This is a genomic window from Staphylococcus sp. EG-SA-17 (assembly GCF_017151845.1).
Taxonomy (GTDB): Bacteria; Bacillota; Bacilli; order Staphylococcales; family Staphylococcaceae; genus Staphylococcus; species Staphylococcus aureus.
In genome coordinates this window covers 25,254-36,422 of record NZ_JACVZO010000029.1, presented here as the reverse complement: position 1 = coordinate 36,422, position 11,169 = coordinate 25,254, and the positions used below count along the sequence as shown (strand labels likewise).

Annotated in this window: 8 protein-coding genes and 1 pseudogene; 4 read left to right on the top strand and 5 right to left on the bottom strand. The window is 33.9% G+C overall.

Annotation, left to right across the window (positions count from 1 at the left end; all coding sequences use genetic code 11):
• Positions 1-215: 215 nt before the first annotated feature.
• A complete protein-coding gene (locus IDG65_RS11680; RefSeq protein ID WP_000846637.1) occupies positions 216-1,175 on the bottom strand; it encodes an L-lactate dehydrogenase in 960 nt (319 codons plus the stop codon).
• 686 nt (positions 1,176-1,861) lie between these two features.
• Here IDG65_RS11680 and IDG65_RS11675 point away from each other — a divergent pair.
• Entirely contained in the window at positions 1,862-3,310 is a 1,449-nt protein-coding gene (locus IDG65_RS11675; protein WP_000534436.1) for an APC family permease, read from the top strand.
• Positions 3,311-3,389: 79 nt separating this feature from the next.
• Here IDG65_RS11675 and IDG65_RS11670 read toward each other — a convergent pair whose 3' ends face one another.
• Positions 3,390-4,727: an aspartate aminotransferase family protein gene (locus IDG65_RS11670; protein ID WP_000030075.1), complete on the bottom strand. Its 1,338-nt coding sequence runs from the start codon at positions 4,725-4,727 to the stop codon at positions 3,390-3,392.
• Between the two features lie 257 nt (positions 4,728-4,984).
• Between IDG65_RS11670 and IDG65_RS11665 the strand changes: the two genes are divergently transcribed.
• Complete coding sequence (locus IDG65_RS11665) at positions 4,985-5,401, top strand: hypothetical protein (RefSeq protein ID WP_001670198.1); 417 nt, start codon at positions 4,985-4,987, stop codon at positions 5,399-5,401.
• 122 nt (positions 5,402-5,523) lie between these two features.
• Positions 5,524-6,414 (top strand): fructose bisphosphate aldolase, encoded by an 891-nt coding sequence (locus IDG65_RS11660; protein WP_001031408.1) that lies wholly within the window; start codon positions 5,524-5,526, stop codon positions 6,412-6,414.
• 191 nt (positions 6,415-6,605) lie between these two features.
• Here the strand turns inward: IDG65_RS11660 and lqo are convergent, their stop codons facing one another.
• The gene (gene lqo, locus IDG65_RS11655) at positions 6,606-8,102 is read right to left on the bottom strand and encodes an L-lactate dehydrogenase (quinone) (RefSeq protein ID WP_001130051.1); all 1,497 of its coding nucleotides are present in this window, start codon (positions 8,100-8,102) and stop codon (positions 6,606-6,608) included.
• Positions 8,103-8,397: 295 nt separating this feature from the next.
• Between lqo and IDG65_RS11650 the strand changes: the two are divergent.
• Positions 8,398-8,729 (top strand): annotated as a pseudogene (locus IDG65_RS11650) (hypothetical protein).
• Between the two features lie 59 nt (positions 8,730-8,788).
• Here IDG65_RS11650 and mbcS read toward each other — a convergent pair.
• Both mbcS and IDG65_RS11640 read right to left on the bottom strand, forming a co-directional pair.
• A complete protein-coding gene (gene mbcS, locus IDG65_RS11645; protein ID WP_001172344.1) occupies positions 8,789-10,387 on the bottom strand; it encodes an acyl-CoA synthetase MbcS in 1,599 nt (532 codons plus the stop codon).
• Between the two features lie 193 nt (positions 10,388-10,580).
• Positions 10,581-11,024 (bottom strand): antibiotic biosynthesis monooxygenase family protein, encoded by a 444-nt coding sequence (locus IDG65_RS11640; protein ID WP_001028785.1) that lies wholly within the window; start codon positions 11,022-11,024, stop codon positions 10,581-10,583.
• Between the last annotated feature and the right edge of the window lie 145 nt (positions 11,025-11,169).

The window sequence follows — 11,169 nt, the reverse complement described above, 5'->3', positions numbered from 1 at the left end:
ATCTCCTCGTGTTGATTATTTTGGTTGGCTGACCAATATTTATTCTAGCACGTAGAGATGCATTTTTTGTGACAATGGTAGAACCTTTTCTGAACCATACGCATAGCGTATGGTTTTCTTTTTACAAAAAATGGATCTATCAGTGCCACGTGTTACTGCAACACTAATAGATCCTCTTACCATTAATATATTTCTAATTAATACTTAAAATAGGCTTAGTCTTCTAATAAATATTTAATTGAATCAAATGTATCTTCTAATGTTTTAACTGATTTGTCGAATAATGCTTGTTCTTCAGCACTTAATGGCATTTCATAAATTTTAACTGCGCCATGTTGGTTAACCAATGTCGGTACACCTAAGTAAACGCCTTTGTGACCGCCATATTGACCATCTAATTGTATAGAAACATTTAAGACATTATTTTCATTATTTAAAATGGCTTTTGAAATGCGCATCAATGCTAATGCAATACCATAGTATGTTGACCCTTTAGCTTGGATAATTTCATAAGCAGCGTCACGTGTATTTACATAAATTTCTTCCGCTTTAGCTTCGCTACCAGTTTGTTCTTTTAATGTGTCATATACTGAAATACCTGCTACATTTGCTTGTGACCAAACTGCAAGTTCAGTATCACCATGCTCACCAATAATACTAGCGTCAACACTTGAAGGTGCAACACCAAGTTCTTGGCTAATTAAATATTGTAAACGTGCACTGTCCAATACAGTACCTGAACCGATAACACGCTCTGCTGGCAATCCAGTATATTCTTTTACAAATCTTGTTAAAATGTCTACAGGGTTTGCCGCGATTAAGAAATATCCATCAAAGCCGCTATCCATTACACTCTTAACAATGCTCTTCATAATCTTAGTATTTTTTTCAACTAATTGTAAACGTGTTTCACCTGGCTTTTGAGGTGCACCAGCTGTAATAACAACTAAATCTGCATCTTTACAGTCTTCGTATTCACCTGCTTTCACATCAACTGGTGAAGGACTGTGGACTGTACCATGGTTTAAATCTTGAACATCTGCTTTTACTTTGTCTTTTGCAATGTCAATAATTACAAATTCATCAGCAACACCTTGCGTAACCATTGCAAAGGCATAGCTTGATCCTACAGATCCATCTCCGATTAATACAACCTTTTTACCAAATGTTTTCATAATTATGTCTCCTAACCTAATTGAATTTATTTTACACGTGACTACACGTAAAAATATCTATACTGAAATTAAAGATTAACAATTTTATTTTATTATAATATTATGCTACCAAATTACAAACATAAAACTGAGATGTAAGCGGAGTCAAATTACACTCTATCGCCAATAAATATTGATATCTCAAGCTTTAGCACGTAATTTGAAATTTGTGACAATTTTTAGCATTCTAAAATTGCATAATGACGCTATTTAAAGGCTTTAACAAACTATTGAGCTTTCTATTTTTTTCAATTTAAAAAGGATGGCTATTCGACTTAAATGACTTACTATATAACCTCCTATTTTCCGCCTTACCCTCATCATATTTGATGCATCTTTTTATAGTCAAAGAATTACATTTCATACACACTAACCAATCAGACATAAACATGAAATTGATTTTAAAAATATAATGTGCAAAATTGTTAGAAAATTAGCAAAAAATAGTACTTATTCATTTAATACCTGTTATAATCAGTTTTATCATTTAAAAAATCTACGGATGTTATCAAGACAAGTCATTAATACGTAACATAAAGTTGTGATTTTTCAGAATTTTTAGACAAAATATTGATTATTTGTGCTATGATATAACATATTAAAAAACACCGTATAGAATTGTTTATGAATGTTTGGGAGGAAAGTTTATGGGAAGTTTTTTCAATAAAATAGCACGAAAAGAGGATCCGGCTATCTATCAAAATAAAGATGGTCATTTAAAGCGTACACTTCGGGTGCGTGATTTCTTAGCTTTAGGTGTTGGAACAATTGTATCGACATCTATCTTTACGCTACCTGGCATTGTTGCTGCACAGCATGCAGGGCCGGCAGTTGCGTTATCATTCTTACTCGCAGCTATTGTTGCTGGTTTAGTTGCATTTACTTATGCAGAAATGGCTGCCGCTATGCCATTTGCAGGTTCAGCCTATTCTTGGGTCAATGTATTATTTGGTGAATTCTTTGGATGGGTTGCCGGTTGGGCTCTATTAGCTGAATATTTTATCGCCGTAGCCTTTGTTGCATCAGGATTCTCAGCGAATTTACGCGGACTTGTGAAACCAATTGGCATCGAATTACCAGCAGCATTATCAAATCCATTTGGTACGAATGGCGGTTTTATCGATATTATTGCTGCTATCGTTATTTTATTAACTGCATTATTACTATCACGTGGTATGTCAGAAGCAGCACGCATGGAAAATATTTTAGTTATTTTAAAAGTATTAGCTATTATTTTATTTGTCATCGTAGGTTTAACAGCAATAAATGTTAGTAACTATGTGCCATTTATTCCAGAACACAAAGTAACTGCTACAGGTGACTTTGGTGGTTGGCAAGGCATATATGCTGGTGTTTCAATGATTTTCTTAGCGTATATCGGTTTCGATTCTATCGCAGCAAACTCAGCAGAAGCACTTGACCCTCAAAAGACAATGCCTAGAGGTATTCTTGGTTCTTTAAGTGTTGCTATCGTATTATTTATTGCTGTAGCACTTGTGTTAGTTGGTATGTTCCATTACTCACAATACGCAAACAATGCTGAACCTGTTGGTTGGGCTTTACGTCAAAGTGGTCATGGTGTTGTAGCAGCTATTGTTCAAGCTATCTCTGTAATCGGTATGTTTACAGCATTAATTGGTATGATGTTAGCAGGCTCACGTTTACTTTATTCATTTGGACGTGACGGCTTATTACCTTCATGGTTAAGCCATTTAAACGACAAACATTTACCTAATCGCGCACTAGTTATACTTACTATTATTGGTGTTTTAATTGGTTCTATGTTCCCATTCGCATTTTTAGCACAATTAATTTCAGCAGGTACACTTGTTGCATTTATGTTCGTTTCATTAGCAATGTATCGTTTGAGAAAGCGTGAAGGTAAAGATCTACCAATTCCTGCATTTAAATTACCTTTATATCCTGTGTTACCAGCAGTTACATTTGTTTTAGTATTGCTAGTATTCTGGGGATTAGGATTCGAAGCGAAATTATACACTTTAATTTGGTTTATTGTTGGTATCATTCTATATTTAAGTTATGGACTTAGACATTCTAAGAAAAATGACGTAGCTGAATACCACCCACCAAAATAAAAATCAAAAAAATCATTTCCCATCTGATTAACATCCAGATGTGGAAATGATTTTTTATTTTATATTAAGATAATCGCTATTACCAACCTTGTCCAGATATGTCATATTGATCTAAGTTACCTGCTTCCAAAGCAGTCAGTGCATCTTCTATAGTGTTTAACGCCGTGTCTAATTGCTCATATGTTATTACCAATGGCGGTTGGAATCGCAACACATTTCCTGCTACAGCTATAATAACTACGCCATGCTCAAAGCAGTAATTACAAATTTTAAGTGCCGCACTGGCATCACGTGTTTTGAGTTTTTTGTCGGAAACAATATCAATACCAATGCTCAGACCTTTACCTCTAACATCGCCTACACTATTGTATTTAGATACCCATTGATCCATTCGTTTCCTAACATATTCCCCTTTTTCCGCACTAGCCTGAAGAAGCGACTGATCTTCAATCATTTGAATTGTGGCTAATGCAGCTTCACAACTAACTGGATTAGCACCTGTTGTAAATAAATGTGCTGGCGCTTCTAAACAATTCATAATCTCTTTGCGTCCAACAATTGCTGACATAGGCATACCACCTGCTAAGGATTTTCCAAAAGTGATTAAATCGGGCGTAAAATTAAAATGCGAGACTGAACTCCATGTACCTGTTCTCCCAAAACCTTGTTGAATATCATCGACAGCGATTAAAATACCATGTTCACGACAAATCTTTTCTAACGTTTCAAAATACCCTGGAACTGGTTCTAAAAGTCCACCATCGCCTTGTATCGTTTCAATAACAATACATGCTACTTCATCAGCAGGTACATATTTCGCAAACATTTCTTTTAAGGGTGCTAAATATTCTTCTACTGAATTAGCTTGTGGCTGCTCGTACATACCACGATATTTATCTGGAAACGGAATATGATAAAAACCATTCAATAACGGACCATAATGTTTGCGCATATTTAAACTAATAGCTGACATAGACAATGAGCCAAAAGTTGAACCATGATATGCATTAGTGAAACTAATGATATAAGGACGCCCTGTATATGCTCTGGCAAATTTAATGATGCCATCATTTGCGTCTGATCCGGTTAATCCGAAGGTCACTCTTTTTTCAAAATCTCCAGGTGCAATCTGACAAAGCTTCTTAGCTAAACGTACCAACGGTTCATGATACATATATGCTGGTGTATAATGAATAAATTTATCAACTTGTGCCTTTATCGCTTCTGTTACTTCTCTAGGTGCATGACCTACGTTTTGAGAACTCGCACTCGATAACAAATCGATATATGTCTTCCCCTCAATATCAACCAATGTTGCTCCATATCCATGATCAATCACTAACGGATAATATTTAATACGTCCTGATTTCGCAAAATAATGTTCATCCTCTTGAATTAATTGATGTGCTTTACTCATATACATTCCCCTCCCATTGACAGTATTAATGTGCAAGCAAAGTGGCCTCTCTTAAATCGATTATAAAATCCGATTTAAAATCCTGCTCAAATACCGTCATGCCTCTATGAATACTATCCAATATACTAATAAAATTCAGATTTGTAAATATATTCTGATAATTAAGAATTTTATATCAATCTACTTTGTTTATGCGCATAATTTTGTTCGATTAGGGAATTGTTTACTATATTTCATTTGACTCTGAGGTGATACGAATGCGTTTAAAAGTATTGTTCCATTTCATTGCTGCTATTTTCATATCATTCATGTTGCTATGGATGACCATGTTGTTTGACTTAATAAGCAATCAATCACATTTAAAAGCTTTATTATTGAATTTAGATTTTCTAATTCCTTCTGACAATACACCATATATTCTAGAAATAATATGTCACTTACTAATTGGTAGCGTCATTTATTTTATATTTGTGTTGCTGTTTCATACTTCTAAAAGGCTTTACTATCTATGTTATATCCCTTTATTTTTCTTATTTATAGCATTGTATCCCTTTTTAGTATTTATTGCGCAACGTCCAATTTTTCAATTTAGTGTGACAGAATTAATCGGTTGGATTATTACACATATTTTCTTTATGTCATTAATAGCGTTAGTCATACCTAGAATAAAATAATATTTTTAATTAAACTGACAATTATTTTTCACATTTTATACACTTTTCAAGGTTTATGACTTGAGAAATGTTCTCATTTTTATCATACTGGAGGTGTATTGAAAAGTTAAGGAGTGGAAAGTATGAATAAAGAGCAATTAGAAAAAATGAAAAATGGAAAAGGCTTTATTGCCGCATTAGACCAAAGTGGTGGTAGTACACCAAAAGCACTTAAAGAATATGGTGTAAACGAAGATCAATATAGCAATGAAGACGAAATGTTCCAACTTGTTCACGATATGCGTACACGTGTGGTAACTTCACCTTCATTCTCACCAGATAAAATTTTGGGTGCTATTCTTTTCGAACAAACAATGGATCGCGAAGTAGAAGGCAAATACACTGCAGATTACTTAGCTGATAAAGGTGTTGTTCCGTTCTTAAAAGTAGACAAAGGTCTTGCTGAAGAGCAAAATGGTGTTCAATTAATGAAACCAATCGACAACTTAGACAGTTTATTAGACCGTGCAAACGAACGTCACATTTTTGGTACAAAAATGCGTTCTAACATTTTAGAATTAAATGAGCAAGGTATCAAAGACGTTGTTGAACAACAATTTGAAGTTGCTAAACAAATTATTGCTAAAGGTTTAGTTCCAATTATCGAACCAGAAGTTAATATTAATGCAAAAGACAAAGCTGAAATTGAAAAAGTATTAAAAGCTGAACTTAAAAAAGGTTTAGATAGCTTAAATGCTGATCAATTAGTAATGTTGAAATTAACAATTCCTACTGAACCAAACTTATACAAAGAGTTAGCTGAACATCCTAATGTTGTTCGTGTCGTTGTATTATCAGGTGGTTACAGCAGAGAAAAAGCAAATGAATTACTTAAAGATAACGCTGAACTTATCGCAAGTTTCTCACGTGCATTAGCTAGTGATTTAAGAGCTGATCAATCTAAAGAAGAATTCGATAAAGCTTTAGGTGATGCTGTAGAATCAATCTACGACGCATCTGTAAACAAAAACTAATTTATACATTAAACTATTTTTTGATATAAACTACTAAAATGGACTCATACATGTGCTTTAAGGGCATTGTGTATGAGTCTTTTTTGATTAAAGTTGATTTTGCCGTATGTATTAGATTACGTAAAAAATCGGACAGCTGAAAAATCTATAAGATTTCTCAGTTGCCCGATTTTAAATATAGCTATTAGAATTTAGTTTTCGTAGTAACCTAATTCTAAGTCTTTTGAAGTTTGTTTACGGATTTTTCTCATTAATTTTTCGTCTTCAATTAATGATTCACCGTATGATGGAATCATTTTCTTGATTTTAGGTGCCCATTCAGTTTTGTATTCAGGGAAGTTACGTTCTAATACTTCTAACGCAACTGAAACTGAAGTTGAAGCCCCTGGTGATTCACCTAATAATGCGATTACAGTATGGTCTTGTGAGTTAACCACTTCTGTACCGAATTGGATGAATCCTTTACCGTGTTCAGGTGTATCTTTGATAACTTGTACACGTTTACCAGCAGTGTATAATTGCCAATCTTCATTACGTGCTTCTGGATAGAAAGTACGTAAGTGGTTCATACAACCTTCTTTTGTCATAATCACTTGGTCAAATGAGTATTTAATTAAAGGTAAGTTTTTAACTGCTGCTGCTAATAAAGTTGTAATGTTGTATGTTTTAACTGATTTGAATAAATCTAAGTTAGAACCATTTTTCAAGAATTTAGGTCCAACATTAGCAAATGGTCCAAATAATAATGTTCTTTGACCATCAATGTAACGCGTATCTAAATGAGGTACTGTCATTGGTGGTGTACCAGGTGGCTCTTTACCATAAACTTTGGCATCGTGTTGTTCAATAACTTGTGGGTTTGTACAAGCTAAGAATTGACCACTGATAGGGAATCCACCTAAATGCTTACTTTCAGGGATACCTGTTTTTTGTAATAATGGAATTGCTCCACCGCCAGCACCGATGAATACATAGTCAGTTACTTGTTTGAATTTCTCACCAGTTAGGCGATTTTTAACAGTAACTTCCCATTGACCATTTGATAATTGTTCAAAATCAACAACTTCATGGTTAAATTGCACTGTAGCATTTGGATGTGCTTCAATGCTTTTAGCCATTTTACGTGTTAATTCACCGAAGTTTACATCTGTACCTTCGTCAATTTTACTTGCCGCCATGATACCAGGGTTATCTTCACGGCCTTTCATCATCAATGGAATCCATTTTTTCATTACTTCGATGTCTTCAGTATATTCGATATTATCGAACATAGGGAAAGCTTTCATCGCTTCGTAACGATCTTTTAAGAATTTAACATTGTTTTTACCTCTAACATAACTGATGTGTGGTAATGGATTGATAAATTCTCTTGGATTCTCGATGCTACCGCTTTTCACTAAGTGACCCCAGAATTGTTTTGAAATCTCAAACTCTTCGTTAATCACTTTCGCTTTTTCGATGTCGATAGAACCATCAGGTTGTAAAACTGTGTAGTTCAACTCACATAATGCTGCATGACCCGTACCAGCATTATTTCTTTCGTTTGAACTTTCGATTGCAGGACGATCCAAGCGTTCGTAAACGTGGATATTCCAGTCTGGCTCAATTTCTTTTAACATTGAACCAAATGTTGTGCTAAGTACACCGGCTCCAATTAAAACGATGTCTTTACTATTAGACTTAGCCATTGGTTTCACCTCTCCAAAAATTGTAAATGTGTATCATCAATATGAAAGTTACATAAAACTGACATATTTCTTTAAAATATCAACGCCATAGATAACTTCCTGTTTTAATTGATACGCTGTAACAAAATACTATAGTTAGTGCTTACATGTATATGTTAAAGCAAGCAGTGGTAAATGTAAATTATAATTATTCATTAACTTTGCAATATATTAAATCTTTTATTCATAGAAGATAAATATCAAATCAATCATAATTATTTGACAACAAATAGCTAACGATTGTTTTAATCTACATTTGGCTTATAGCATTTTAAACCTATACTCTATTTTGATACAATATAAGTGTAAAATCAATCATAAAAAGGAGATTCAATACACATGCATCCAAGAAAACCACTTCAATTACCTTTAATATTGAAAATTATTTTGAATCTTGCACTTATAGGTATTGTAATTATTATTTTAACACACACTGAGTTTCAACTTAATGCCGGTGATAGTAATGTATTTTTATTAAATTGGGATATTCGAGGTTTAACATCTTATATTTTCTCATTCTTAATACTGGTTGCGCTTGTTTCTAAACTAATTTTATTATTTATAACTAGACGACAAAGAACATCATAAATAAACAAGCAGTCCAGTGCGTATCATCATACCTTACGCATTGGACTGCTTTGCTATGTTTATTGATTGCTATCTTTTTGTTGTTGCCATTTTTCTATTTCAGCATCTCGTAGTTCAACACGACGAATTTTACCTGAGTTTGTTTTTGGTAAGTCGTCAACGAATTCAATCTCTCTCGGATATTTATATGGTGCAACTTCATTTTTAACAAATTGTTGTAGTTCTTTAACTAACGTATCATCACCCGCAGTATGGTCTTGTAAAATAACGAATGCTTTCACAATATTGCCTCGTATATCATGAGGTTTTGCTACTACAGCACATTCTTTAACGGCTGGATGATTCGTTAACGCATCTTCAACTTCAAAAGGCCCAATCGTATAGCCTGAACTAATAATAATGTCATCTCGACGTCCTTCAAACCAGAAATAACCATCATCATCTACATGAGCTAAGTCACCAGTGATGTAGTATTTACCTGTTTGCGCTTTCGCCGTACGTTCTGGCTCCTTATAATATCCTTTGAAAAGTGCTGGCAAATCAAGTGGTACTGCAATATTCCCTTCCGTATTAGCAGGTACGCTATTCCCCTCATCATCTACTACAGTGACCGAACTACCCGGAATGCCTTTACCCATTGATCCAATCCTTTGTGGTGTATCTTTTAAAAAGCCTATAAGCAAGGTACTTTCAGTCTGGCCATATCCATCTCTTACAGTTAAATTAAAGTATTTCTTGAATTGTTCAACTACTTCTCGATTTAGTGGCTCACCTGCAGAAACGGCACTATGTAAATGCGTTAAGTCATAATCATTTAAGTTCTGTAATTTAGCCATCATACGATATTCTGTCGGTGTACAACATAAAACATTAATTTGATATTTTTGAAGCAATTCTAAGTATGTTTCAGGACTGAATCTTCCATTAAATACAAAAGCAGTTGCACCTGAACCTAATACAGATAAGAAAGGACTCCATACCCATTTTTGCCAACCTGGTGCTGCTGTTGCCCAAACTAAGTCATCTTCATTAATACATAACCAATGTTTTGGTGCCATTTGTAAATGTGCAAATCCCCATCCATGACAATGTGTAACGGCTTTAGGATTGCCAGTTGTACCAGATGTATATGACAAAATCGCTGTATCATCTCGCGTCGTATCTGCCATTTCTAGTTTGTTACTTGCGTTTTCTTTTTCAGCTTCAAGTGAAATCCATCCATCTTTTTGACCGGCAATAACAAATTTAGTTAACGCATCATATCCTTTAATTTTTTCAAATTCAACTGTGAATGGCTCTAGTGCAATAACTGCATTAATTTCACCATGTGTGATACGGTATTGTAAATCTTTAGTTCTTAGCATTTCAGAACATGGAATGATTGCGACACCTAATTTTAAAGCAGCAATATATAATTCATACGTCGCAATAGATCGTGGCATCATAATGAGTACTTTATCACCTTTAGATAAACCGTGCGATGCTAAAACATTGCCTACTTTATTAGACTGTTCAATGAGCTGTTGGTAAGTGACTGATATATCTTCGCCTTCAGTATTATGATATAAAATTGCCTTTTTATCTGGTATGTGGCTATATTTTTCGATTTCCGAAATAATGTTATATTTTTCAGGCGCGAATAGAGCTGACTTTTGCATAACTAACTTCCTTTCATACATCCACTTTTCCTGTGATGAACATTGTAATTTTATAAATGAATTATATATATCATACGCCTATCTTTACAGAATTTTCAATTAAATAGGGTTAAATACCAAAGTCCTCGACACTACACTTTGCCATGACGTAGCATTCAAGGACTTTCAAATGATTGAGGGTTGATATCTCGGGCTAGACCATATCAGCTAATTCAATACGAATATTGTATGATAATTCACGATTAATTATTTTTACATCTGCACCTTTCGAAGTGCCACGATGCTTGTGTGTATGCTTGTACTCAGCTGAATTTTGCCAATGATAAAATGCTTTCCTATTTTCCCACAGCGTAATAATGATATAGTGTCTACCAGCTGTTCTAGGTCTTAAAAACCTTAATGCTTTAAACCCATCAACGTTTTTTAAATGCTTATTACGTCGCAAAAATTTTTGCTCGAATGTTTCTTCTTGTCCTTCGTTAATATATAAATGATTTAACACACATAATGAATCATTTGATAAATCATTTATCGCTTCTAGCACATCGTAATATGCAGTGTCATTATTTTTTTGTATTGTGAGACAATCATCCAGTTCTTCTATTACATAACTTCTATATTCATCATAAATGTTCATAATAAATGCCTTCATTTCATTTATATTTTTGGTCATATTACTTTATATCTATTACTAATTCATTCCCGTATTTATTAATTACAATCATAGTTTGGCTTCTTTTTAAAAGATACGACTTTGTAAAAAGTATTAATATTTCATACAA